23 protein-coding genes are annotated in these 23,759 nt (G+C 56.0%); 15 read left to right on the top strand and 8 right to left on the bottom strand.

The genetic code is table 11. The features are described from left to right. Position 1 precedes the first annotated feature (1 nt). Positions 2–469 carry a thioredoxin-dependent thiol peroxidase gene (gene bcp, locus ACXIZX_RS13675; RefSeq protein ID WP_008108351.1) on the bottom strand — a complete coding sequence of 156 codons (468 nt, stop codon included), beginning with the start codon at positions 467–469 and terminating at the stop codon, positions 2–4. A gap of 141 nt (positions 470–610) precedes the next feature. Then, positions 611–1,177: a glycine cleavage system transcriptional repressor gene (locus ACXIZX_RS13670; protein ID WP_036649519.1), complete on the bottom strand. Its 567-nt coding sequence runs from the start codon at positions 1,175–1,177 to the stop codon at positions 611–613. Positions 1,178–1,320: 143 nt separating this feature from the next. On the opposite strand from ACXIZX_RS13670, the gene dapA reads away from it, so the two are divergent. From dapA to ypfH, 6 genes are all read left to right on the top strand, one after another. Beyond that, a complete protein-coding gene (gene dapA, locus ACXIZX_RS13665; RefSeq protein WP_007884824.1) occupies positions 1,321–2,199 on the top strand; it encodes a 4-hydroxy-tetrahydrodipicolinate synthase in 879 nt (292 codons plus the stop codon). 14 nt (positions 2,200–2,213) lie between these two features. After that, positions 2,214–3,242: an outer membrane protein assembly factor BamC gene (gene bamC / locus ACXIZX_RS13660; protein ID WP_436332558.1), complete on the top strand. Its 1,029-nt coding sequence runs from the start codon at positions 2,214–2,216 to the stop codon at positions 3,240–3,242. A 266-nt stretch (positions 3,243–3,508) separates the two neighbouring features. Next, entirely contained in the window at positions 3,509–4,222 is a 714-nt protein-coding gene (gene purC / locus ACXIZX_RS13655) for a phosphoribosylaminoimidazolesuccinocarboxamide synthase (RefSeq protein ID WP_061718438.1), read from the top strand. 165 nt (positions 4,223–4,387) lie between these two features. Next, positions 4,388–5,260 carry a KPN_02809 family neutral zinc metallopeptidase gene (ypfJ, locus tag ACXIZX_RS13650; protein WP_061723539.1) on the top strand — a complete coding sequence of 291 codons (873 nt, stop codon included), beginning with the start codon at positions 4,388–4,390 and terminating at the stop codon, positions 5,258–5,260. Then, entirely contained in the window at positions 5,260–7,218 is a 1,959-nt protein-coding gene (locus ACXIZX_RS13645; RefSeq protein WP_479404880.1) for a tRNA(Met) cytidine acetyltransferase TmcA, read from the top strand. The genes ypfJ and ACXIZX_RS13645 overlap by 1 nt, the downstream gene beginning before the upstream one ends. Before the next feature lie 73 nt (positions 7,219–7,291). Then, positions 7,292–7,987 carry an esterase gene (ypfH, locus tag ACXIZX_RS13640; RefSeq protein ID WP_179449923.1) on the top strand — a complete coding sequence of 232 codons (696 nt, stop codon included), beginning with the start codon at positions 7,292–7,294 and terminating at the stop codon, positions 7,985–7,987. Between the two features lie 46 nt (positions 7,988–8,033). Here ypfH and ACXIZX_RS13635 read toward each other — a convergent pair whose 3' ends face one another. The 3 genes from ACXIZX_RS13635 to ACXIZX_RS13625 are packed head-to-tail and all read right to left on the bottom strand — an operon-like array spanning position 8,034 to position 9,741. Further along, on the bottom strand, positions 8,034–8,222 hold the full coding sequence (locus tag ACXIZX_RS13635) for a YpfN family protein (protein ID WP_008108368.1): 189 nt from the start codon (positions 8,220–8,222) through the stop codon (positions 8,034–8,036). A 21-nt stretch (positions 8,223–8,243) separates the two neighbouring features. Beyond that, entirely contained in the window at positions 8,244–9,371 is a 1,128-nt protein-coding gene (dapE, locus tag ACXIZX_RS13630) for a succinyl-diaminopimelate desuccinylase (protein WP_479404365.1), read from the bottom strand. A 1-nt stretch (position 9,372) separates the two neighbouring features. Next, complete coding sequence (locus ACXIZX_RS13625; RefSeq protein ID WP_008108371.1) at positions 9,373–9,741, bottom strand: ArsC family reductase; 369 nt, start codon at positions 9,739–9,741, stop codon at positions 9,373–9,375. Between the two features lie 406 nt (positions 9,742–10,147). On the opposite strand from ACXIZX_RS13625, the gene ypfM reads away from it, so the two are divergent. Then, on the top strand, positions 10,148–10,210 hold the full coding sequence (ypfM, locus tag ACXIZX_RS13620) for a protein YpfM (protein WP_139221414.1): 63 nt from the start codon (positions 10,148–10,150) through the stop codon (positions 10,208–10,210). Between the two features lie 290 nt (positions 10,211–10,500). Here the strand turns inward: ypfM and acrD are convergent, their stop codons facing one another. The 3 genes from acrD to narQ form a co-directional block, all read right to left on the bottom strand. Continuing rightward, a complete protein-coding gene (gene acrD / locus ACXIZX_RS13615) occupies positions 10,501–13,617 on the bottom strand; it encodes a multidrug efflux RND transporter permease AcrD (protein WP_061717936.1) in 3,117 nt (1,038 codons plus the stop codon). Between the two features lie 194 nt (positions 13,618–13,811). Continuing rightward, complete coding sequence (locus ACXIZX_RS13610; protein WP_179449931.1) at positions 13,812–14,444, bottom strand: response regulator; 633 nt, start codon at positions 14,442–14,444, stop codon at positions 13,812–13,814. 123 nt (positions 14,445–14,567) lie between these two features. Next, a complete protein-coding gene (gene narQ / locus ACXIZX_RS13605) occupies positions 14,568–16,256 on the bottom strand; it encodes a nitrate/nitrite two-component system sensor histidine kinase NarQ (protein ID WP_479404364.1) in 1,689 nt (562 codons plus the stop codon). 237 nt (positions 16,257–16,493) lie between these two features. Between narQ and ACXIZX_RS13600 the strand changes: the two genes are divergently transcribed. The 8 genes from ACXIZX_RS13600 to nudK all read left to right on the top strand — a co-directional run bounded on the left by ACXIZX_RS13600 (position 16,494) and on the right by nudK (position 23,700). Continuing rightward, entirely contained in the window at positions 16,494–16,766 is a 273-nt protein-coding gene (locus ACXIZX_RS13600) for a YdgH/BhsA/McbA-like domain containing protein (protein ID WP_008107875.1), read from the top strand. Between the two features lie 296 nt (positions 16,767–17,062). Then, on the top strand, positions 17,063–18,553 hold the full coding sequence (gene ansP / locus ACXIZX_RS13595; protein ID WP_008107869.1) for an L-asparagine permease: 1,491 nt from the start codon (positions 17,063–17,065) through the stop codon (positions 18,551–18,553). Positions 18,554–18,716: 163 nt separating this feature from the next. Next, positions 18,717–19,187 carry a ferredoxin-type protein NapF gene (napF, locus tag ACXIZX_RS13590; protein WP_479404363.1) on the top strand — a complete coding sequence of 157 codons (471 nt, stop codon included), beginning with the start codon at positions 18,717–18,719 and terminating at the stop codon, positions 19,185–19,187. Continuing rightward, the gene (locus ACXIZX_RS13585; protein WP_008107865.1) at positions 19,177–19,455 is read left to right on the top strand and encodes a chaperone NapD; all 279 of its coding nucleotides are present in this window, start codon (positions 19,177–19,179) and stop codon (positions 19,453–19,455) included. The genes napF and ACXIZX_RS13585 overlap by 11 nt, the downstream gene beginning before the upstream one ends. Further along, positions 19,452–21,938 carry a nitrate reductase catalytic subunit NapA gene (napA, locus tag ACXIZX_RS13580; protein WP_479404362.1) on the top strand — a complete coding sequence of 829 codons (2,487 nt, stop codon included), beginning with the start codon at positions 19,452–19,454 and terminating at the stop codon, positions 21,936–21,938. Before ACXIZX_RS13585 ends, napA begins: the two co-directional genes overlap by 4 nt. A gap of 11 nt (positions 21,939–21,949) precedes the next feature. After that, positions 21,950–22,381: a nitrate reductase cytochrome c-type subunit gene (gene napB / locus ACXIZX_RS13575; protein WP_479404361.1), complete on the top strand. Its 432-nt coding sequence runs from the start codon at positions 21,950–21,952 to the stop codon at positions 22,379–22,381. A gap of 7 nt (positions 22,382–22,388) precedes the next feature. After that, complete coding sequence (gene napC, locus ACXIZX_RS13570; RefSeq protein ID WP_455852742.1) at positions 22,389–22,973, top strand: cytochrome c-type protein NapC; 585 nt, start codon at positions 22,389–22,391, stop codon at positions 22,971–22,973. 148 nt (positions 22,974–23,121) lie between these two features. Further along, positions 23,122–23,700, top strand: a complete 579-nt coding sequence (gene nudK, locus ACXIZX_RS13565; protein ID WP_061717931.1) for a GDP-mannose pyrophosphatase NudK — start codon at positions 23,122–23,124, stop codon at positions 23,698–23,700. Positions 23,701–23,759 lie beyond the last annotated feature (59 nt).

Genomic DNA, 23,759 nt, shown 5'->3' with positions numbered 1-23,759 from the left:
ATCAGGCTGACTTCAGATAATCCAGCACAATGTCGTGATGGTTTGAGGTTTTGAAATCGTCGAACACTTTCTCAACTTTGCCATTGGCATCAATCAGGAAACTGATGCGGTGAATGCCGTCATAGGTTTTGCCCATAAAGGTTTTTTCACCCCAAACGCCAAACTGCTCACACACCTGATGATCTTCATCCGATAACAGCGTGAAGTTCAGCAACTCTTTATCGGCAAAGCGCGACAGTTTCTCTGGCTTGTCGGTGCTGATACCCAGAATCTCAACGCTAATTTTTTTCAACTCATCCATGTTGTCGCGCAGTCCGCAAGCCTGCACGGTGCAACCCGGCGTCATGGCTTTCGGATAGAAATAGACCAGAACGCGCTGTCCCTGGAAGTCGGCCAAATTTACTTGTTCGCCGTCCTGATCGGGCAAGCTAAATTTCGGTGCAGTATCACCGGCTTTCAGTGGATTCATCACAACTCTCCATTTTTTCTACATGCTGTGGGTAATACACCATCAAGAGCAAAAGTGCCAGGTGGTGTTTACCGTCAGGGTTATTTCACAACACGGTTTGCCGCAGCGGCAGAGTGTGTGGCGAAATAACCCGGAGCCTGATTAAACGGTGCTGTCAGCATCGTCGGTGACACTATAAAGACGAATTGAGCCTTGTGCATGCAGTTCTTCGCACAGCTGATTGAAAGCCTGTTCGATGGGCGCACTGAACTGATTGGCCGGGCTGTGCGCCGTCATTTGAATATAGAGCGTGGGCGCAACGTCGTCCTGAGCAGGTTGAATCCGCGAGACCAGTTCGGCGATGTTCATTTGATGTTTATCGAACAGATCGGTAAAGCGTTCAATGATGTGTGGTGAATCCGGCACTTCAACCTGCACCCATACGGTGGCAGGCATCGGTGGCGTGACGCGTGCATTGGTGCGCTTCATCACAATCAGCAGTTCCAGCTCGGCCCCTTTCATCGGCAGCGTTGATTCAATCAGGGTTATCGCGTTCCAGCTACCGGAAAGCAGCATGATAAAGGTGAACTCATCGCCCAGCATCGCCAAACGGCTGTCTTCGATATTACAGCCGCAGCTGCTGACGTGGCGGGTGATGGTATTGACGATACCCGGACGATCAACGCCCAGTGCGGTGATCACCAGATGGTGAGGCTGTGACTGCGACAAAATGGCATTTCCTGTACGTTCGCTAATAACTATAAGGTAAACATAAAAAAAACTGCTGACAAGCGCGGGAATGGCGTGGCTCGCTTGCTTTTCTTTCAATGTAAAACGTAACATGAGGCACTTGTTTGTCGAGGGGATAGCCCATGTTCACCGGAAGTATTGTTGCGCTCATTACGCCAATGAATGAAAAAGGTAATGTCTGCCGCGAAAGTTTGAAAAAACTGATTGATTATCATGTTGCCAGCGGCACCGCGGCGATTGTTTCTGTTGGCACCACCGGCGAATCTGCCACGCTCAGCCATGACGAGCACGGTGATGTAGTTATGCAAACGCTGGAACTGGCGGATGGCCGTATTCCGGTTATCGCTGGCACCGGCGCAAATGCTACTGCTGAAGGCATCTCTCTGACCAAACGCTTTACCGGCAGCGGTGTCGTGGGCTGTTTGACGGTCACGCCTTATTACAACCGTCCGACGCAGGAAGGCTTGTTCCAGCACTTTAAAGCCATTGCTGAAAGTACCGATCTGCCGCAGATGCTGTATAACGTTCCTTCGCGTACCGGTTGCGACATGCTGCCGGAAACCGTCGCGCGTCTGGCCGAAATTAAAAATATTATCGGAATCAAAGAAGCCACCGGGAACTTATCACGTATCTCACAGATCCAAGAGCTGGTTAATGATGAGTTCATCATCGTCAGCGGCGATGACGCGACGGCGCTGGACTCCATGCAACTGGGCGGCAAAGGCGTAATTTCGGTCACGGCTAACATTGCAGCGCGTGAAATGGTTGAACTCTGTGCCTTGGCGCAACAGGGCAAATTCGCCGAAGCGCGTCGCCTGAATCAGCGTCTGATGCATCTGCACCAGACGCTTTTCTGTGAACCCAATCCAATCCCGGTGAAATGGGCAGCAAAACAGCTAGGATTAATCGCGGATGACACGCTGCGTTTGCCAATGACGCCACTGACCGAAGCCGGTCAGGCGAAAACGGCGCAAGCGCTGATTAAAGCGGGTCTGCGATAATTTAGGGAGAATCAATGAGTTATTCAGTTAAGCGCTCGACGCTGGCAACGGTAGTGGGCCTTTCCACCCTGATGCTGCTAACAGCGTGTTCCAACGATCAGCGTTATAAGCGCCAGGTCAGCGGTGATGAATCTTACCTGCAGGCGCCTGAGCTGCACGATTTAAAAGCCCCAGCGGGCATGATTCTGCCGTTGCAGAATGGTGATTACGATGTTCCGCATAACGTGGCGAAAGGCGCGGTTGGCAAAGAGCTGGATATTCGTCCGCCAGCCCAGCCGCTGGCGCTGTTAAACGGCACGCGTGCACAGTTCACCGGTAATACCGGCGTGCTGGCAGTCGAAAGCAGCCGTGGTTCGATCTGGTCGCAAGTGGTTGGTGTGGTTCAGTCGTACAAGTTCCCGATCGCGCAACGTGATGATGCTGGCCAACAGCTGACCACTGATTGGGTGCAGTGGAACCGTGCTGACGAAGATAACCAGTATCGCGGTCGCTATCAGATCAGCGTGCAGAACCAGAGCTATCAGCAAGTGCTGACCGTTCGTCTGCTGGAACTGCAGCAGTCTGGTCAGGCGGTGACGTCTCCGGCACAGATTCAACGCTATACCGGCCAGATGTTGAACGACATCAGCACCGGTCTGGATAAAGTGGATTCTGCCAGCCAGGATGCGGCGGCCAACCGTGCCACCGGACAGATTGATGTCCAGAGCGGCGCGGATGACACCGGTTTACCGCTGTTGATTCTGCGCGCACCGTTTAACGTCACCTGGCAGCGTTTGCCAGCGGCGCTGAAACGCGTGGGCATGGAAATCACTGATGACAACCGTTCGCAGGGCAGCCTGAAAGTGACCTACAAACAGCCGGGCAGCGGCGTGTGGGATCAGATCGGCGCCAAAGATCCAGAATTACCCAACGGCGATTACAAATTGCAGGTTGGCGATCTGGATAACCGCAGCAGTCTGCAGTTCATCGATCCGAAAGGTCACGTGCTAACCCAGGCGCAGAACGACGCGCTGGTGCAGGTGATTCAAGGCGCGCTGAAATAAATTGCCAAAGGGCCGGAGATTTCCGGCCTTTTTGTTTTGATTTGGCATATACACAAATCCTTCGAGCTGCAGATGCGTTGGCTGCTCTCATTCACCCGAATCACTTACTTGAGTAAGCTCATCGGGATTCATTCGTTTGCCGCCTTCCTGCATCTCGAATGATTTTGTGTATAATAGCGCCCGGCGAAGTAAACGATTGCGTCACGCAATCGGCGCGCGGTGAAACACCGCTGAACACGGGTTCTTTCATGTTTGGAGTTAACAAGATGCAAAAGCGAGCTGAGTTGTATCGCGGTAAAGCGAAAACCGTATACAGCACCGATAATCCGGATCTGCTGGTACTTGAATTCCGCAACGATACGTCAGCAGGAGACGGTGCACGAATCGAGCAGTTTGATCGCAAAGGAATGGTAAACAACAAGTTTAACCATTTCATCATGACCAAATTGCAGGAAGCGGGCATTCCGACCCAGATGGAAGCGCTGCTGTCGGATAACGAAGCTCTGGTGAAAAAGCTGGAGATGGTGCCGGTAGAGTGCGTGGTACGCAACCGTGCGGCAGGATCGCTGGTAAAACGTCTGGGCGTGGAAGAGGGCATTGTGCTCAATCCACCGCTGTTTGATCTCTTCCTCAAAGATGACGCCAAACACGACCCGATGGTCAACGAATCCTATTGCGAAACCTTCGGCTGGGTGAGCAAAGCGAATCTTGCACGCATGCAAGAGCTGACCTTCAAAGCCAACGAAGTGCTGAGCAAACTGTTTGATGACGCAGGTTTGATCCTTGTCGACTTCAAACTGGAGTTTGGTCTGTTCAACGGCGAAGTGGTGCTGGGCGATGAGTTCTCACCAGATGGCGCACGTCTGTGGGACAAAAACACCATGGACAAAATGGACAAAGACCGTTTCCGTCAGAGCCTCGGTGGCCTGGTCGAAGCGTACGAAGAAGTTGCACACCGTTTAGGTGTCAAGCTGGACTAAGTTCGTCCACCTCTCTCGTAGGGTCGTCATTTATGACGACCTTTTTTATGCCCGCAATTCAGGTCGTCATAAATCACGGCCCTACAATGTTCTGCAACGACAACACTGGTGCTTCCTGCTGCCGCCAACTAAAATCATGCCAAACATGTTTAAAGGAGTTAGACCATGCGCTGGCAAGGGCGTCGTGAGAGCGACAACGTAGAAGATCGACGCAATGATTCACCTGGCCTTGGCGGCGGCGGTGGACGACAAATCCGCATTCCACGCGGCAAAGGCGGCCTTATCTTGCTGGTGGTGGTCGCCGTTGCCGGCTATTACGGCTACGACCTCACCGCGCTGCTGGAAGGCGGCGGCGGCAGTGTTGCACCAACTTCGCAGCAGCGGCAGGTAAACAGCGCGCAGAGCAACGAAGATGCTAAATTCACCTCGGTGATTCTGGCGACCACCGAAGATACCTGGAGCAAGCTGTTCCAGCAGATGAACAAACAGTACGTGCCGCCGAAGCTGGTGATGTATCGCGGGGCGACGCGCACCAACTGCGGAACCGGACAATCGGCGATGGGGCCGTTTTACTGTCCTGCCGATCAAACTGTGTATATCGATTTGTCGTTCTACGATGACATGAAAACCAAACTCGGTGCCGGTGGCGACTTTGCGCAAGGCTACGTGATCGCCCATGAAGTCGGCCATCACGTACAAAAACTGCTGGGCATTGAGCCGAAAGTGCGTCAGATGCAGCAGGGCGCGAGCCAGGCGCAGGCGAATCAGCTGTCGGTGAAAATGGAACTGCAGGCGGACTGCTTTGCCGGCGTTTGGGGCCATTACATGCAGCAGCAAAACATTCTGGAAGTGGGCGATCTGCAGGAAGCGCTCAACGCCGCTGAAGCGATTGGTGACGATCGTCTGCAGCAGAAAGGTCAGGGCCGCGTGGTACCGGACAGCTTCACGCACGGCACCTCTCAGCAGCGTTACACCTGGCTGAAACGCGGTTTCGATAGCGGCGATCCTGGCCAGTGCAACACCTTTGCTAGCAAGTGATCTCCTTGATTGAACAGACGGCGGCGATGCAGCGTGCAGGCATTCGCCGCCTTTGCGTTATAGCGGGTGATGTGGATTGGGCGCAGCAGCAGGCCATAAATTGGCACACCGCGCTGCCCGGCGACTGGCTGACGGTGAGCGACAGCGTTGATTTCCCACAGGCCGTCGCGCCCGCTGCTTTACGTACCTTGCTGGGACGTGAATTCCAGCACGCAATATTCGATGCGCGCAGCGGTTTTCACGCCGAAGCTTTTGCCGCGCTGGCCGGAACCTTACGCGCGGGCAGTTGGTTGTTGCTGTTAACGCCTGCCTGGGAACGTTGGCCCAACCAAACCGATGCCGACAGCCTGCGCTGGGCGGATGTCGCCGAGCCGATCGCCACGCCGCACTTTATCCGCCATCTGCAATTCCTCATGCTTAACGATGCACAAGTGATGTTGCAACGTCAGCATCAAGCTGTGCGCCATCCCGCTGAAATCCATCTGCCCGACTGGCGCTGTCAGGCGCCGCAGCAGCAGGCGCGAATCCTCGAACAGCTTGAAGCGATGCCACATGGCGTTGCGGTGATCACCGCCGCGCGCGGTCGCGGCAAATCCGCGTTGGCCGGCATGCTGGCGCAGCGCAATCAACACTGTTTAGTCACGGCGCCAGCCAAAGTCTCCACGGCGGTGTTGGCAGAGTTCGCCGGTGAGCATTTCAGTTTCATGGCACCCGATGCGATCCTTGCACAGGAAGCGCCGCCTCAGGCGCAGTGGCTGATTGTCGATGAAGCTGCCGCCATTCCCGCGCCGATCCTGCAGCAACTGGTGCATCGTTTCCCGCGCGTGCTGCTCATTACCACCGTGCAAGGTTACGAAGGCACCGGACGCGGCTTTATGCTGCGCTTCTGCGCCACCTTGCCGGATGTGCGCTATTTCCAGCTCGAAGAGCCGTTGCGCTGGTCGCCAAACGATCCGCTTGAGCAGTGGCTCAGCCAGGCATTGCTGTTTGAAGATGCGCAGGAGAGCTACGTAAGCGGTGAGATCGCGATTTATCCAGCCACACCAGAAAACAATCTCCAGGCGCTGGAAGCGGGATATCGCCTGCTTGCCAGCGCGCACTATCGCACTTCGCCACTGGATTTGCGGCGCATGCTGGATGCGCCCGGCATGCGCTTTTGGTTGGCGGGTGAAGCCGATCAGGTAACTGGCGCGCTGTGGCTGGTGGAAGAGGGCGGATTGGATCAGCCATTGGCCGATGCGGTGTGGGCGGGTTATCGTCGGCCGCGCGGCAATCTGGTGGCGCAATCGCTGGCGGCCCATGCCGGTTTCGCGCAGGCGGCGACGCTGCGTTCACAGCGCATAAGCCGGATTGCGGTGCAGGCGTCACAGCGTCAGCGTGGGATCGGCAAAGCGCTGGTGGCCACCGCACGTCAGCAGGCGCAGGGCTGTGATTATCTTTCCGTGAGTTTCGGCTACACCGATTCTTTGTGGCACTTCTGGCGCGCCTGCGGTTTTACGCTGGTGCGTATTGGCTCGCAACGCGAAGCGAGCAGCGGTTGCTATGCGGCGATGGCGATCCTGGCAACATCTGCGGAAGGTGAAGTTCTACAACAGCAGGCAGCGCAGCGGCTGGCGCGGGATTGGCCGTGGCTGCGAGAAATCATCGAACTGCCGTTAGCGCTGGCAAGCGATGCCAGCCAGCAACTCAACGACGATGATTGGGCATTGTTAGCCGGTTTTGCCTGGGCGCAGCGCCCGTTCGAAGCCAGTTACGCGGCGCTACAGCGGCTGGTGCGGCAGTCTCCTTCACCGCTGTTGAATGCCATCCTGCTGCAAAAACAGACGCTAACCCAAGCCGCGCAACATGCCGGTCTCAGCGGGCGTAAAGCCTTGATAAACCAGCTGCGCTCGGAAGCTGCCGCAGCACTGATTCACCTCAATCCCGATGCCGCGCAGCGGCTGCGTTCATTGCAATAAATCCATTATCTCGTTCAAATTTTCCCGATATCTCTGTGCCAGCAGCGGCGTATAGTGATTTGAGGAGGATCTTATGGCACTACGATATGTAATTGTTCAGCAACCCAGCAGTGCAGCGCAGCTGTTCCTGCTGTATCACGGCATCAACGACAATCCGGATTCAATGGCGCAGATTGGCAGCTGGTTCGCGAAAGCGTTCCCGCAGGCGCTGGTGGTTTCGGTCGGCGCACCTTACGCAGGCAGCGTGCCGCAAGGGCGCCAATGGTTTGCCGATATTCCGCCGCACGATCGTTCGGAACAGCAGGGCGTGGATGCGATCATGCCAGAATTCGTGGGATCGGTGCGTCACTGGCAGCAGGAGAGCGGCGTGCGTGCCGAAGCAACGGCGCTGGTGGGTTTTTCACAGGGCGGCATCATGGTGCTGGAAGGCATAAAAGCGCAGCCGGATTTAGCCGGACGCGCGATTGTGTTCAGCGGCCGCTATGCAACGCTGCCGCTGCGGGCCAGTACGCGTAACACCATTCATCTGATTCACGGTGATTACGACGAACAGATCCCGCTGCAACGCGCCGAAGAGGCGAAGCAACGTCTGATGTCATTGGGCGGCGATGTCACGCTGGATGTGGTGGAAGATTTACCGCACGCCATTAACGATCGCAGCATGGAGCTGGCGCTGAATCATTTGCGTTATACCGTGCCGCGTCGTTACTTCGATGAGGCGCTCAGCGGTGCCAAGCCGGGCGATGATGATGTGGTGATAATGATGTAGCAGAAAGCGTAACGGCGCGATTTTCGCGCCGTTAGCGATATGGAGGTTATTTCTTTTTCGGCCAGTCGTCTTCGTCGTCCCATTTATCGTTGAAATCACGATGTGGCGGCAACGTCGGTTTGTTATCCATGAATTTTTTATGATCGATACGTTTTAGGTCTTTGTAAACGTTCATCAAAATACCAACCATCAGCAGGATCACCAGGATCCACCAGTACTCTTTAAAGAATTCCATCCCCTTTCTCCTTCTGCGCGCTTAGGCGATCAGCTGTTCCATGATGCGCTGATACATACGGCTCAGCATCTGCAAATCTGACGCTTTCACGCACTCATTGATCTTATGAATGGTGGCGTTCACCGGGCCCAGTTCAACCACCTGCGCACCCATGCGCGCGATAAAGCGCCCATCGGAGGTGCCGCCGGTCGTCAGTAACTGCGGCTTAATCTCATTATAGTGCGCCACAGCGTTTACCACGGCATCCACCAGCTTGCCGCGTGAGGTCAGGAACGGCTGACCGGAAACATTCCACTCCAGCGTGTAGCGCAGCTGATGACGATCAAGCAGCTCCGCCACGCGATCTTTGATCATCTGGTCGGTCAATTGGGTGCTGAAACGGAAGTTGAACTGCACAAAGAATTCGCCAGGAATCACGTTGTTGCTGCCGGTGCCGGCCTGCACGTTAGCGATCTGCATGCTGGTCGGCGGGAAGAATTCGTTGCCTTCATCCCAAACTGTCTCCACCAGCTCATTCAGCGCAGGCATGGCGCGATGCACCGGATTATCCGCCAGATGCGGGTAGGCCACGTGGCCCTGCACGCCATGAATGGTGAGATTCGCGGTCATCGAGCCGCGCCGGCCATTCTTCACCACATCACCCACGATCTCGGTGCTCGACGGTTCGCCGACCAGGCAATAATCCATACGTTCGTTGCGCGCCATCAGGCATTCAACCACTTTCACCGTGCCGTTAACCGCGCTGGCTTCTTCATCGGAGGTAATCAGAAACGCCAGACGACCTTTATGCTGCGGATTAGCGGCAACAAAGCGTTCCGCTGCCACCACCATCGCTGCCAGCGAGCCTTTCATATCTGCCGCGCCACGACCAAACAGCATGCCGTCGCGGATGCTTGGTTCAAACGGCGGGCTGATCCAGCGGTTGGCGTCACCCGGCGGCACCACATCGGTATGACCGGCAAACGCCAGCGTTTCGCCCTGGCCGCGCGTCGCCCAAAAGTTCAGCGTATCGCCAATGTGCATCGGCTCAACGGTGAAGCCGATGGCTTCCAGACGCGCAATCAGCAGCGCCTGACAACCGGCATCATCCGGGCTGAGAGACGGGCGACGGATAAGCTGCTGAGCCAGCTCAATAACCGGACAGAACATGTTATGACTTCTCCTGGATAAAGGCGGAATAAAGGGAATCGTTGAAACCGACCAGCAGATCGCCATTCGGTGCGGCTAACACTGGACGCTTGATGATGGCAGGCTGCGCCAGCATCACCGCTTTGGCACTGGCGGCATCGTTTACCGCGTCGCGTTCGGCTTCCGGCAGCTTGCGCCACGTTGTACCGCGCGTGTTGAGCAGCGCCTCATAACCGAGCTGATCGATAAACGATTGCAGCAGCGCGTCATCAATGCCATCCACGCGATAGTCATGAAAACAGTAGTCGATACCGGAAGACGCTAAATAGTTGCGTGCTTTTTTAATCGTGTCGCAATTTTTAATTCCGTACATCACCCACTGCGCTGTCATCGTTTATTCCCGTTTAGTAAAAAAATAAAGCGCGAGTTTACCACAGCGCCCTAAGGGCTGTGAGCGCTGACGGCGAAAGCCTGCCTGATTCAGGTATTTTTCATGACCATTTTGCCGTTATAAATTTTATTACTTAGGGCCGGGAAGCGCTTTCACTTACGCACTTAATAATTGCCTGTGACATCATTAAGCCACTAAGGATTATCCTAATTGCCATTTTCTGCTACACGATTTAAGTCAGGCATTTTCTGAGTCGTTTTATAGAGTTGCTGAAATGTGCGTCAGTACGCAATTTCAACAGATTGCAGCTTTTCTATGCTTTTGCCGATAGTGATAACAGGTGGAAACGTATTCACCTGTAGAAAAAAACGGCGTAGAATTGCCGCTACAATAAGAGAGGATTTTTATGGTCGACACCGAAATGGGAAACTGGAAAGAATTCATCGAAGCGATGTTACGTAACAAGTAACGCGTGAAGAGAAAAGCAGGGCATTTCCCCACTTGCTGTAATTCTTACCACACACAACAATAAAGCCGCCATGACGTTCATGGCGGCTTTTTTTGTACGGTCGCCATAAATGGCGCCCCTACGGATGAGGTATGCATGGATGTAGGGTCGCCATTTATGGCTACCGAATAAACGCACGCTGCGGCCATCAAAAAGGTCGCCAAAAATGGCGACCCTACGGGGGAAGTATGCATGGATGTAGGGTCGCCATTCATGGCGACCGAATAAATACACGCAGCGGAATGGCATGCTTAATCGTGCGGCTTCTCTTTCAGCGGGAAGCGGCGGCGCACCACCACAAAGAACAGCGGCACAAAGAAAATCGCCAGCACGGTAGCGGAAATCATCCCACCCATCACGCCGGTACCCACAGCGTGCTGGCTGCCGGAACCGGCACCGCTGCTGATGGCCATCGGCAACACGCCGAAGATAAACGCCAGCGAGGTCATCAGGATCGGACGCAAGCGCTGACGTGACGCTTCCAGCGTCGACTCCATCAGTTCGCGCCCTTTGCTGTTGATCTCATTAGCGAACTCCACAATCAAAATGGCATTCTTCGCCGACAAGCCGATCACCGTGAGCAAGCCCACCTGGAAATAGACATCGTTCTCCAGCCCGCGCATCCAGGTTGCCACCAGCGCACCGACTACGCCGAGCGGCACCACCAACATTACCGAGAACGGGATTGACCAGCTCTCATACAACGCCGCCAGACACAGGAACACCACCAGCAGCGAAATCGCGTACAGCGCGGGTGCCTGCGAGCCGGACAAGCGTTCCTGATAGGATGCGCCGGTCCACTGGAAGCCGACGCCGAGCGGCAGCTGCCCAACCAGTTTTTCCATCACGTCCATCGCTGTACCGCTACTGACGCCGTTCGCCGCTTCACCAACAATCTCCAGTGCGGAGTAACCGTTGTAGCGTTCAAGGCGCGGTGAACCGGTTTGCCAGTGGCTGGTGGCGAAAGCAGAGAAGGGCACCATGCCGCCGCTGCTGTTACGCACGTACCACTTGTTGACGTCTTCCGGCAGCATGCGGAACTCTGCCGCTGCCTGCACGTAGACTTTCTTCACGCGACCGCGATCGAGGAAGTCATTGACGTAGGTCGAGCCCCACGCGGTGGTTAAGGTGTCATTGATGGTATCCAGCGACACGCCCAGCGCCTGCGCTTTGCGCTGGTCGACATCAATCTGCAACTGCGGGCTGTCGTCGAGGCCGTTGTGACGCACGCGCGACAGCGCCGGATTGCTGTCAGCCAGCTCCAGCAGCTTATCGCGCATCGCCATTAACTGCGTGTGGCCGATGCCACCGTGATCCTGCAGCTCCATATCGAAGCCCGACGAACTGCCCATACCGGTAATCGCGGGCGGACTGCTGGCGATAACGCGCGCTTCGTTGATCTTGTGGAAGGCTTTAGTTGCGCGCTCAATGATGGCGAAAGAGGTGCGATCGCTGCCCGGACGCTCTTCCCAATCTTTCAAACGAACAAACAGGCGCGCCACGTTCTGGCCGTTACCGCCGGGGCCCGCACCGATGGTGGAGAACACCGAGACCACATTGTCTTTCTCCTGGGTCATGTAGTAGTTCTCGACCTTCGCCACCACGTTTGAGGTCTGCTCCAGCGTTGCACCGGCAGGTAATTGCACCTGCGTCAGGAACACGCCGCGATCTTCCAACGGCAGGAACGAGGTGGGCAGACGGATAAACAGGAACGCCATCAGGCCGATAATCGCGAGATAAAGCAGCAGCCAGCGGCCGCCTTTGCGCAGAATTTTGGCGACGCCGCGTTCATAGCGTTCCGCGCTGGCGTTGAAGGTGCGGTTAAACCAGCCAAAGAAGCCACGACGGCCGTGATGATGGCCTTGCTCCAATGGTTTCAGCAGCGTGGAACAGAGCGCGGGCGTCAGAATCATCGCCACCAATACCGACAGCACCATCGCCGAAACGATAGTGATCGAGAACTGGCGATAGATGGCGCCGACGGTGCCGCCAAAGAACGCCATCGGTACAAACACCGCCGACAGCACCAGCGCAATACCGACCAGTGCGCCCTGAATCTGCCCCATCGATTTACGCGTGGCGGCGCGCGGCGACAGACCTTCCTCGCTCATGATGCGCTCGACGTTTTCCACCACCACAATGGCGTCATCCACCAGCAAGCCGATGGCGAGCACCATCGCAAACATCGTCAAGGTGTTGATGCTGTAACCAAAGGCGTAGAGCACCGCAAAGGTGCCGAGCAGCACCACCGGCACTGCAATGGTTGGGATCAGCGTGGCGCGGAAGTTTTGCAGGAACAGATACATCACGAGGAACACCAGCAGGATCGCTTCCAGCAGGGTTTTTACCACGTCTTTAATTGAGGCCTTAACGAACGGCGTGGTTTCATAGGCGACTTTGGCTTCCAGCCCGTGCGGGAAGTAGTGCGACAGCTCAGCAATGCGCGCTCGCACCAGTTTGTCGGTGTTCATCTCATTGGCGCCGGAAGCCAGCTTAATGCCAAGTCCCGATGCCGCCTGGCCATTGTAGCGGCTGAGGAAGTCATATTTTTCCGCGCCCATCGCCACATCCGCCACATCGCCGAGCGTCACCACCGATCCGTCGCTGTTGGTTTTCAGCGTCACCGCTTTGAACTGCTCAGGTGTTTGCAGCATCGACTGCGCATTTACCGTGGCGTTGAGCGCTTGCTTGTCCACCGACGGCAATCCGCCAACCTGACCCACCGCCACCTGCGCGTTCTGTGATTCAATCGCGCTCACCACGTCTTCGGTGGTCAGCGCGTAGGCAATCAGCTTGTTAGGATCTAGCCAGATGCGCATTGCATATTGCGAGCCGTAGGCATCAACCTGGCCGACGCCATCGATACGGCTGAGCGGATCCTGAATGTTACTGGCGACATAATCTGAAATATCCTGTTTGTCCATACTTCCGTCGGTGGAGACGAAGGCAATCATCAGGATGTTGCTATCACCGGTTTTATTCACCGTCACGCCTTGTGACTGTACCGCTGCGGGCAGTTTGCGCAGCGCACTTTGCAACTGGTTTTGTACCTGCTGACGCGCTTCGTCGGGATTGGTGCCGGCGGTGAAGGTGAGGGTGATTTGGGCCTGGCCGGTGTTACTGCTGTTGGAGGACATGTACATCAAATTATCGATGCCGGTCATGTTCTGTTCGATAACTTGCGTGACGGTGTTTTCCAGTGTTTCTGCGGATGCGCCGGGATAGTTGGCGGTGATGCGCACGTTGGGTGGTGCGAGGTCGGGATATTGTTCAATCGGTAGCGAGATGATCGCCAGCGTGCCGCACAGGCAGAGCAAAATAGACAGAACCCAGGCAAAAATGGGGCGGTCGATAAAAAAATTCGACATGTAACCGACACTCCTCAACTGCGTATTTTTTACTTTTATTATGATGAGCGCGATGCGCGGATGGCGTCACGCTGGCGGAGTGCAAGGTCCTCTAACGAAAACGCCTGCTGATAATACTTTACGCTGAGCAAATTAGAGAATCGTGAGTAAATTATGGAGAAAGTGTGAATGTAGTGACGATTTTATGTGCGCGATTACACATGTCGGCTCTCCAGCCACAGCACCGTCGCGGCAACGCGCGAACGGACATCCAGCTTGCGCAGCAGGTTGCGAATGTGCACTTTTACCGTCTCTTCGGAGATATGCAAGGTGGTGGCGATCTCCTTGTTCGATAATCCGCGCGCCACTTCCTGCAGCACATCCAGCTCGCGTTCCGTCAGCTGTTTGAACGGATTCGACGTTGGCTGGCGCGTCGCAAGATAATCGGCCACCGCATCGCTGAACACGTTTTCACCCTTCGCACCGCGCATCACCTGCGCCAGCAGCAGTTCGGGTTCGCTGTCTTTCAGCAAATAGCCGTCGGCACCGGCATCCACCATCGCGTAGATATCATTGCGCGCATCAGAAACCGTCAGCACCAAAATGCGTGCGGCGATGCCTTCGTTACGCAGCGCTTTTAACGTATCCAGCCCGGACATACCTTTCATGTTGAGATCGAGCAGGATGACATCCGGCGACAAACGCCGCGCTTCGGCCAGCGCTTCAGTGCCGTTATTGGCTTCGGCCACCACTTCCAGCCGAGGCTCCAGCGCCAGCAGCTGGCGAATACCACGGCGCATCAGCGGATGATCGTCAACGATCATAATTGTCAGGGAAGGGTTAGCCATAATCTCTCCAATATTTCATTTTGTAGGGTCGCCATTCATGGCGACCTGGTTCCAGGTGCGCATGAATGCGCACCCTACCAAACCACCGTAGGGTCGCCATTCATGGCGACCTCATTCTCATTGTTAACTCAACCGATGCGCCGGGCGCGGCGGAAAACGCAGCGTAACGCGCGTGCCTTGCGCCTGCGGGGTAATCATCAACGTGCCGGATAAGCGCGCGGCACGCTCCGCCATAATCGTTAATCCATAATGTCCCGGCGGCTCTTCAAGGCTGCTAATACCGCAGCCATCGTCTTCAATCGTCAGCAGGTGGTCCTCATCAGCGACACGCTGATAATGAATCTGAATATTCTGCGCCTGCGCATGCCGAATCGCGTTGAGCAGCGCTTCGCGCGCAATCTGCAGCACATGCACTTGCTGCTGGGCATCCAGCGTCTGCAGGCCGGGCTGATAATCGAAGTCGATGGCCGCCTGCGATTGCTCCTGCAGCGGCGCAATCATCGCCTGCATCGCCTGCACCAAATCAGCCTGTTCGATGGTCAGGCGGAAAGTGGTCAGCAGCTCGCGCAGTTGCTGATAGGCTTCGGCCAGCGCGCGATCAAAATCAGCGATAATCGCCAGCGCCTGCGGTTGCGACTCATCGACATTACGCCGCAGCAGCGCCAACTGGATGCGCAGGAAAGAGAGCGACTGCGCCAGCGAATCGTGCAATTCGCGCGCAATGGTGGCGCGCTCTTCTATTAATAGCATCTGCTGATACTGTTTTTGCGTCTGCCAGATCCATAGCGCGCGCGCCAGCATGTTCGCCAGGCTCTGCATCAGTTCGTCGGCGGGCGGTGCGCGGCGGGTTTGCCAGCACAGCTCGCCCAGCCGCTGCTCTTCCTGCATTAACGGTAATCGCTGCCAGCTTAAATCATCCGCCGCCACGCCGGCCTGAAACTCAATCCCCTCGCTGGCAATTTGCAGCACCGTTAATGCTTCACGCCGCTGCACCAGACGCAGCAATCCCTGAAACAGTTCGGGATTGGGTGGGCTGCTGGTGAGAATTTGTGAGCTTTCATACAGCAGGGAAAGCGTGCGATTGGCTTGCGTGAGATCTTCTGTTTTATCCCGCACCGCGCACTCAAGCAGGCGATAGTGCGAATGCAGCCGTTCCGCCATGGTGGTGAAGGCCTGCGCTAGCACGCCCAGTTCATTGGGTTGTTGCACCGGCAGCGGCGGAAAAGCGAAATTCGCCTGCTCAACATATTGGCTGGCGGTCACCAGCGCGTTGAGCGGCCGCACTACGTTGCGGCGGATAAAGCGAATCGTCCACAGCGCCAGCGCCACAATCGCCAGAAAACCAAACAGGCTGCTGGCGGCCACCAGATGCATTTTCAGCTCAGCGTAATGCTGCAATGCCAGCACGAAGCGGTCGATCTCACTGACGTAACCCGCGACACGCTGCTGGTAGATTTGCGCCCGCTCGGGCTGTAATGTCTCCTGCAACATCGGCCAGCTGTCACGCAGATAGCGATAGCGGCTGCTCACTTCAAGCGGCACCCACGCGCGCTCCAGATGTTGTAGTGCCGGGGATTCCAGCGTTTGCCGGTAGAGTTGAATGTGATGTTCCAGCTGCTGCGGATCGCGCGTGCTGTCCCACGCCAGCCGGTAAATCTGCATGCGCAGCGATCCGGCGACATTTACCGCTTCGGCATCGCGCAGGCTGCTGGAGAGCGTCATCAGCGCCAGCCCGGTGGTTAACAGCGACAGCAGCACAATCACACTGAGTGCGCGGGCAATGGTTCGAGTAACGGGACGTTTCACAATCACAGTAATAACCCTTGTAAGAGCGGGGGATTATAGGGCAGCCGTGCGGTAACGGCGAGTTCGATCTCGTCACATCAGGTTACTTTTAACAGATAAAACCCTTTCTCTTTACCTTTCCCTAAATAACCCGCGCTTAGCTGGCGAAATATTAAACGCCTTTACCGCTTGCTCAACCTGGTTTTCATTCCCTGCGTGATAATGAGTCCTGTAACCCTTAACGGAAGACAACAGGAGCATCACATGAAGAGACGTTATGCCGTTCTGACTGCTGCACTGCTTGCCACCGCAAGTTTCTCGACGCTGGCAGCCCAGCCCGTAAGCGCCACACAAGCGCAAAACCTGCAAAGCGCGGGCACCGTTTCCATCAGCGGCGTGCGCGGTACGCTGGATGATGCAACGCGCCATCTGTCGCAAAAAGCGCAGGAGGAAGGCGCCAGCGGCTATCGCGTTATTGGTGTACAAACTCCAGGCGATTCCAGCCTGTGGAGCGGCACCGCAGAGATTTATCGTTAATTCCCTCCAGTAGTATCCCTGTAGTAGTAGTTATCCCTGTAGCCATCCCTTTTACCGGTCAGCCCTCTGACCGGTTTTTTTGTGCACCGCGACGGATTATTACAATTCATCTTGTGCAGCCTGGCGGTATTTTTTGCTTCGTTCTTGCAGAACGGGTAGGATTCATCGCCGTAAATTCCCACCCCGCCACGCGACATCGTTCCGCCGCGTGACACCGGGTTTTTACCCCATTTCGCACCGCCATACGCAATCGTTTGGTTCAGCGGTGATTGATGGTCAGGACAAACAGGATAGCTATGAAATCAACTAAAAAAACCGCAGCCGAACAACGCGCTGCGAAAAGACGCTGGCTCAACTCGCACGACAGCGGTTACCACAAAGCAATGGGTAATCGTCAGGTACAAATGATCGCCATCGGCGGTGCTATCGGTACCGGTCTGTTCCTCGGTGCTGGCGCGCGCCTGCAAATGGCCGGTCCTGCACTGGCGCTGGTTTATCTGGTGTGCGGTATCTTCTCCTTCTTTATCCTCCGTGCGTTGGGCGAACTGGTATTACACCGTCCTTCCAGCGGCAGCTTTGTTTCTTATGCACGTGAATTCCTTGGGGAAAAAGCGTCTTACGTAGCGGGCTGGATGTACTTCGTTAACTGGGCGATGACCGGTATCGTCGATATCACCGCCGTCGCGCTTTACATGCACTATTGGGGCGCGTTTGGCGATGTGCCGCAGTGGGTGTTTGCGTTGGGTGCGCTGGCGATTGTCGGCACCATGAACATGATCGGCGTGAAGTGGTTCGCCGAGATGGAGTTCTGGTTCGCACTGGTCAAAGTGCTGGCGATTGTGGCGTTCCTGATTGTGGGAACGATATTCCTGGGCAGCGGTAAGCCGCTCGACGGCAACACCACAGGATTCCACTTGATCACCGATAACGGCGGCTTCTTCCCGCACGGTTTGCTGCCAGCGCTGGTGTTGGTGCAGGGCGTAGTATTCGCCTTCGCCTCGATTGAGCTGGTCGGTACGGCGGCGGGCGAGTGTAAAGATCCCAAAACCATGCTGCCGAAAGCCATCAACAGCGTGATCTGGCGTATCGGCCTGTTCTACGTCGGTTCCGTGGTGCTGCTGGTGCTGCTGCTGCCGTGGAATGCCTATCAGGCGGGGCAAAGTCCGTTCGTGACCTTCTTCTCTAAACTTGGCGTGCCTTATATTGGTAGCGTGATGAACATCGTGGTGCTGAGCGCTGCGCTGTCGAGCCTCAACTCGGGGCTTTATTCTACCGGTCGTATCCTGCGTTCGATGTCGATGGGCGGTTCTGCACCGCAGTTCATGTCGAAGATGAGCAAACAGCAGGTGCCGTATGCCGGTATTCTGGTGACCATCGGTGTATACATATTTGGTGTGGTACTCAACTACTACGTGCCTTCTCAGGTATTTGAAATCGTTCTGAACTTTGCTTCGCTCGGCATCATTTCGTCGTGGGGCTTTATCGTGGTGTGTCAGATGCGTCTGCGCAAAGCGATTAAAGAAGGCAAGGCAGACGATGTCAGCTTCAAACTGCCGTGGGCGCCGTTTACTTCATGGTTGACGCTGCTGTTCCTGGCGAGCGTCTTAGTGTTGATGGCGTTTGACTATCCAAACGGCACCTACACCATCGCCTCAATTCCGTTAATTGCCGTGATTCTGGTGCTGGGCTGGTTTGGCGTGCGCAAACGCGTGCATGCTGAAGCGCAGAAAGAGCATGAACATCATGCTGAGAATCACGATACGCTGGCGGAAGATTCACCGCGCTAATCACAGCGATTCTCATCTGCGGGGGCCTTTTGGCCCCCGTTTTTATTTCAATTCCCCTTCACTTGATCCCACGTCGGGATTTACCCCTTTGGGGTGATATAGCCCTCATTAGCGTCAGGTTATTTTACGCACCATCTCTCTTTCCCCCGTTTAAGGTGAACCGATGGCGCTGTCGCGACGTGAACTCTTTACCGGGCAGCGCGTAGCGTCTGCTGACGGCATCGCTTTGCCGTGGTGGCGGGGAGAGAACGGTTGTGATGGCTGCGGCAAATGTGTATCGGCCTGCGAAACCCATATCATCCGCCTGGCTGCCGGTGAAGTGCCGCACCTCGATTTTCTGCAGGGCGAATGCACGTTCTGCGCCGCCTGCGTAGACGCTTGCCCGCAGCCGCTGTTTCACGCGCGTGAAACCGAGCCGTTTCCGCAACGCATTCGCATCGACAACCGCTGCATCACCTTTCTTGGCGTGAATTGCCGCAGCTGTCAGGAGAGTTGCGAACAGCAAGCCATCCGTTTCCATTTGATGCCGAATGGCATCGCACAGCCTGAAACCCTTCCGCAGCATTGTACCGGTTGCGGCGCCTGCATCGCGCCTTGCCCGGTCTCAGCCACAGGATTACATCATGAACCATGAACACAGTTGGCACGTCTGCGGCCTGGTGATTCAGGCGCGCCCGGCGTCGATTCCCGCCGTGAAAAGTGCGTTGCTGGCCTTTGACGATTGCGATATCGCTGCCGAAGACGCCGCGCGCGGCACGCTGGCGGTGACGCTGGGTGCGGCAGATAGCGCCGCGCTGCTGCGCAATATTGAAGAGAGCCGCAACATCGCTGGCGTGTTGGCGGTATCGCTGGTGTATCACCAGCAAGACGAAATTGAAGAACCTTGTAAGGAAGCATCATGAGTATAAGTCGTCGTGATTTTATGAAGGCCAATGCGGCGGCGGCTGCTGCCACGGCTGCAGGACTCACCATTCCTACCGTGACCAAAGCCGCGACCTCGCTGGCTGCGCCGATTCGCTGGGAAAAAGCGCCGTGCCGATTCTGCGGCACCGGCTGTGGCGTGCTGGTCGGCACCCAGGATGGCCGCGTAGTGGCTTCGCAGGGCGATCCGCAGGCAGAAGTGAACCGCGGTCTGAACTGTATCAAAGGCTATTTCCTGCCGAAGATCATGTACGGAAAAGATCGTCTGACCCAGCCGCTACTGCGCATGACCGACGGCAAATATGCCAAAGAGGGCGAGTTCACGCCGGTCAGTTGGGATCAAGCCTTCGACATCATGGAAGAGAAGTTCAAAGCGGCGCTGAAAGCCAACGGCCCGGATTCGGTCGGCATGTTCGGTTCCGGTCAGTGGACGGTATGGGAAGGTTACGCGGCCTCCAAGCTGATGAAAGCCGGTTTCCGCACCAACAATCTCGATCCTAATGCGCGTCACTGCATGGCTTCAGCGGTGGTCGGTTTTATGCGCACCTTCGGCATGGATGAACCGATGGGCTGCTACGACGACATCGAGCAGGCCGACGCCTTTGTGCTGTGGGGCTCGAACATGGCGGAGATGCACCCGATTCTCTGGTCACGTATCACCGCGCGTCGTCTCAGTAATGACAACGTCAAAGTGGCGGTGCTTTCAACCTATCGTCATCGCAGCTTCGAGCTGGCCGATAATGCGATAGTGTTCACGCCGCAGAGCGATTTGGTGATCCTCAACTTCATCGCCAACTACATTATTCAGAACAACAAGGTCGATAAAACCTTCCTGCAGAACCACGTGACACTGCGCAAAGGCGTGACTGACATCGGTTACGGCTTGCGTCCCACCGATCCGCGTCAGGCTGCGGCGAAGAACCCGGACAGCGGCGAATCCACGCCGATGAGCTTCGAAGAGTTTGCGAAGTTTGTTTCCGAGTATACGGTGGAAAAAACCAGCGCAATGAGCGGCGTGGAGAAAGATCAGCTGATCGCCCTCGCCGAACTGTATGCCGACCCGAAAGTGAACGTGGTGTCGTACTGGACCATGGGCTTCAACCAGCATACGCGCGGCGTGTGGGCCAATAACCTGTGCTACAACCTGCACTTATTGACCGGTAAAATTTCGCGTCCGGGCACCGGTCCGTTCTCGCTGACCGGTCAGCCGTCGGCGTGTGGCACGGCGCGTGAAGTCGGTACTTTCGCCCACCGCTTACCGGCGGACATGGTGGTTAATAATGACAAACACCGCGCCACCGCCGAGAAGCTGTGGAAGCTGCCGCAGGGCACTGTGCCGGCCAAAATTGGCTTGCACGCCGTGGCGCAGGATCGCGCGCTGAAAGATGGCAAGCTCAATGCCTATTGGGTGATGTGTAACAACAACATGCAGGCTGGTCCGAACCTGACGCAGGAGCGTATGCCGGGCTGGCGCGATGAGCGCAACTTCATCGTGGTTTCCGATCCCTATCCCACCGTCAGCGCCTTGTCGGCTGACCTGATTCTGCCGACCGCGATGTGGGTGGAGAAAGAGGGCGCCTACGGCAACGCCGAGCGTCGCACCCAGTTCTGGCATCAGCAGGTGAAAGCGCCGGGCGATGCGAAATCCGATCTGTGGCAGCTGGTGAACTTCTCCAAACGTTTCAAAGTGGCTGAAGTGTGGCCGGAAGCGCTGCTGGCGCAGAATCCTGAGCTGCGCGACAAAACGCTGTTTGATGTGCTGTATGCCAACGGCCAGGTCAACCAGTTCCCGCTAAGTGAAGTGGCAGATGACCAGTTGAATGATGAAGCGCGCGAGTTTGGCTTCTACATCCAAAAAGGCTTGTTCGAAGAGTACGCCAGCTTTGGTCGCGGTCACGGCCACGATCTCGCGCCGTTCGATGTTTACCATCAGGCGCGCGGCTTGCGCTGGCCGGTTGTCGATGGCAAAGAGACGCGCTGGCGCTATCGCGAAGGTTACGACAGCTACGTCAAAGCCGGTGAAGGCGTGCGTTTCTACGGCAAGCCGGATGGCAAAGCCACCATCTTCGCGCTGCCATACGAAGCACCTGCGGAATCGCCGGATGAAGAGTACGACCTGTGGTTCTGTACCGGTCGCGTACTGGAACACTGGCATACCGGCACCATGACGCGTCGCGTGCCGGAACTGCATCGTGCGGTGCCGCAGGCGCTACTCTATATACATCCGCTGGATGCCAAAGAGCGCAATTTCCGTCGCGGCGAGAAAGTCCGCGTGGTGTCGCGTCGTGGCGAAACCCTTGCCACCGTGGAAACGCGCGGCCGCAATCAGCCGCCAAAAGGTCTGGTATTTATGCCGTTCTTCGATGCGGGCGTGCTGGCCAACAACGTCACGCTGGACGCCACCGATCCGCTGTCGAAGCAGACCGATTACAAAAAATGCGCCGTCAAGCTGGTTAAAATTTAAGGCAGGATGCAATGAAACCCTTAATCACACTCGTTACTTTGGCCGCCCTGATGCTGGGCGGCACGGTTTACGCCAATAACGGCGTCGATCTCAACCAGTCACCGGAAGTGACGGCCACGCAGCAGGGCACTATTCATCAGCCTAAAGAGCAGAGCCGCAAGCCGTTGAACTACGTGAATCAGCCGCCGGTGATCCCGCATAGCGTGGATGGCTATCAGGTGACGAAAAACGTTAACCGTTGCCTGCAGTGTCACGGCACGCAGAGCAACCTCACCACTGGCGCGCCACGCGTCAGCCCAACGCACTTCACCGATCGCGATGGTTTGGTGAGCAGCACCGTGTCGCCGCGCCGCTACTTCTGCCTGCAGTGTCACGTACCGCAAACCGATGCCAAACCGGTGGTGGAAAACACCTTCAAACCGGCTGACGGCTTCGGTAAGTGAGGAAATGATGAAAGAGAAACTTCTGCGCATCTGGCGCTGGTGGCGACGTCCAAGTCGTCTGGCGCTCGGCACCTTGCTGATTCTGGGCTTTGCTGGCGGGATTATTTTCTGGGGCGGATTCAACACCGCGATGGAGATGACCAACCGCGAGCAGTTCTGTATCGGCTGCCATGAAATGCGCAATAACGTCTATCAGGAATATATGCAGACGGTGCACTACAACAACCGCAGCGGCGTGCGCGCCACCTGTCCGGATTGTCACGTGCCGCACGAATGGGGCCCGAAAATGCTGCGCAAGATCCAGGCGAGCAAAGAGGTGTATGCCAAGATTTTCGGCATCATCGATACGCCGCAAAAGTTTGAGGATCACCGCATCGAGCTGGCGCAAAACGAGTGGCGCAGGATGAAAAACAACAATTCGCAGGAGTGTCGTAACTGCCACAACTTCGATTATATGGATTTCACCGCGCAGAAAACCGTGGCCGCGAAGATGCACAGCAAAGCAGTTGAGGAAGGGAAAACCTGTATCGATTGTCACAAAGGCATCGCGCACCATCTGCCGGATATGAAAGACCAGCCAAACGGTTTTTGAAACGGTTGCCATAAATGGCAACCCTACGTTCGAGCGTGTTTCACCCGTAGGGTCGCCATTTATGGCGACCTCGCTCACAATTCAGATAGTTTTCCCTGCCGCTTCGGCCTATTATCTCAGGCTCCCTCAATTTAGCAGTGGAGCGGTTATGTCGTTAAAGATCAACATCATCAAAGACAAGTTGCTGTCAGAAAACTGGTTTGTGCTGCGCAACTTCACCTACGAACTCACCCGCAACAACGGCGAAGTCGTGCGTCACAAGCGCGAAGTTTACGATCGCGGTAACGGCGCCACCATCCTGTTGTACAACACTGAAAAAAATAGCGTTCTGCTGGTGCGTCAGTTCCGCATTGCCACCTATGTGAATGGCAACGAAAGCGGCGAGCTGATTGAGACCTGCGCGGGGCTGCTGGATGACGACTCGCCGGAAGAGTGCATTCGCAAAGAAGCGATTGAAGAGACCGGTTATCAGGTGGGCAAGGTGGAGAAACTCTACGAAGTCTATATGTCGCCGGGCGGCGTGACCGAATTGATCCACTTCTTCGCCGCGCAATACAGCGATGCGCAGCGCGCCAACAATGGCGGTGGTGTTGAGGATGAAGAGATTACCGTACTGGAGCTGAGTTTCCCGGAAGCGCTGGCGATGGTAAAAGATGGCCGCATTCGTGACGGTAAAGCCATTATGCTGTTGCAGCATGCGCAGATTGCCGGTTGGTTAAAGCCGTAATTTGGCCAGGTCGCCATAAATGGCGACCCTACAACACCCGTAGGGGCGGCATTCATGCC

The organism is Candidatus Pantoea symbiotica, assembly GCF_056491525.1.
The sequence above is the reverse complement of the archived record's forward strand: the minus strand, read 5'-3'. Positions and strand labels throughout refer to the sequence as shown.

What these genes read in the sequence shown, in the direction of transcription:
- bcp (WP_008108351.1), bottom strand. Translation starts at nt 469, where the DNA reads ATGAATCCACTGAAAGCCGGTGATACTGCACCGAAATTTAGCTTGCCC.
- dapA (WP_007884824.1), top strand. Translation starts at nt 1,321, where the DNA reads ATGTTCACCGGAAGTATTGTTGCGCTCATTACGCCAATGAATGAAAAA.
- bamC (WP_436332558.1), top strand. Translation starts at nt 2,214, where the DNA reads ATGAGTTATTCAGTTAAGCGCTCGACGCTGGCAACGGTAGTGGGCCTT.
- purC (WP_061718438.1), top strand. Translation starts at nt 3,509, where the DNA reads ATGCAAAAGCGAGCTGAGTTGTATCGCGGTAAAGCGAAAACCGTATAC.
- ypfJ (WP_061723539.1), top strand. Translation starts at nt 4,388, where the DNA reads ATGCGCTGGCAAGGGCGTCGTGAGAGCGACAACGTAGAAGATCGACGC.
- ypfH (WP_179449923.1), top strand. Translation starts at nt 7,292, where the DNA reads ATGGCACTACGATATGTAATTGTTCAGCAACCCAGCAGTGCAGCGCAG.
- ACXIZX_RS13635 (WP_008108368.1), bottom strand. Translation starts at nt 8,222, where the DNA reads ATGGAATTCTTTAAAGAGTACTGGTGGATCCTGGTGATCCTGCTGATG.
- dapE (WP_479404365.1), bottom strand. Translation starts at nt 9,371, where the DNA reads ATGTTCTGTCCGGTTATTGAGCTGGCTCAGCAGCTTATCCGTCGCCCG.
- ACXIZX_RS13625 (WP_008108371.1), bottom strand. Translation starts at nt 9,741, where the DNA reads ATGACAGCGCAGTGGGTGATGTACGGAATTAAAAATTGCGACACGATT.
- acrD (WP_061717936.1), bottom strand. Translation starts at nt 13,617, where the DNA reads ATGTCGAATTTTTTTATCGACCGCCCCATTTTTGCCTGGGTTCTGTCT.
- ACXIZX_RS13610 (WP_179449931.1), bottom strand. Translation starts at nt 14,444, where the DNA reads ATGGCTAACCCTTCCCTGACAATTATGATCGTTGACGATCATCCGCTG.
- ACXIZX_RS13600 (WP_008107875.1), top strand. Translation starts at nt 16,494, where the DNA reads ATGAAGAGACGTTATGCCGTTCTGACTGCTGCACTGCTTGCCACCGCA.
- ansP (WP_008107869.1), top strand. Translation starts at nt 17,063, where the DNA reads ATGAAATCAACTAAAAAAACCGCAGCCGAACAACGCGCTGCGAAAAGA.
- napF (WP_479404363.1), top strand. Translation starts at nt 18,717, where the DNA reads ATGGCGCTGTCGCGACGTGAACTCTTTACCGGGCAGCGCGTAGCGTCT.
- ACXIZX_RS13585 (WP_008107865.1), top strand. Translation starts at nt 19,177, where the DNA reads ATGAACCATGAACACAGTTGGCACGTCTGCGGCCTGGTGATTCAGGCG.
- napA (WP_479404362.1), top strand. Translation starts at nt 19,452, where the DNA reads ATGAGTATAAGTCGTCGTGATTTTATGAAGGCCAATGCGGCGGCGGCT.
- napB (WP_479404361.1), top strand. Translation starts at nt 21,950, where the DNA reads ATGAAACCCTTAATCACACTCGTTACTTTGGCCGCCCTGATGCTGGGC.
- napC (WP_455852742.1), top strand. Translation starts at nt 22,389, where the DNA reads ATGAAAGAGAAACTTCTGCGCATCTGGCGCTGGTGGCGACGTCCAAGT.
- nudK (WP_061717931.1), top strand. Translation starts at nt 23,122, where the DNA reads ATGTCGTTAAAGATCAACATCATCAAAGACAAGTTGCTGTCAGAAAAC.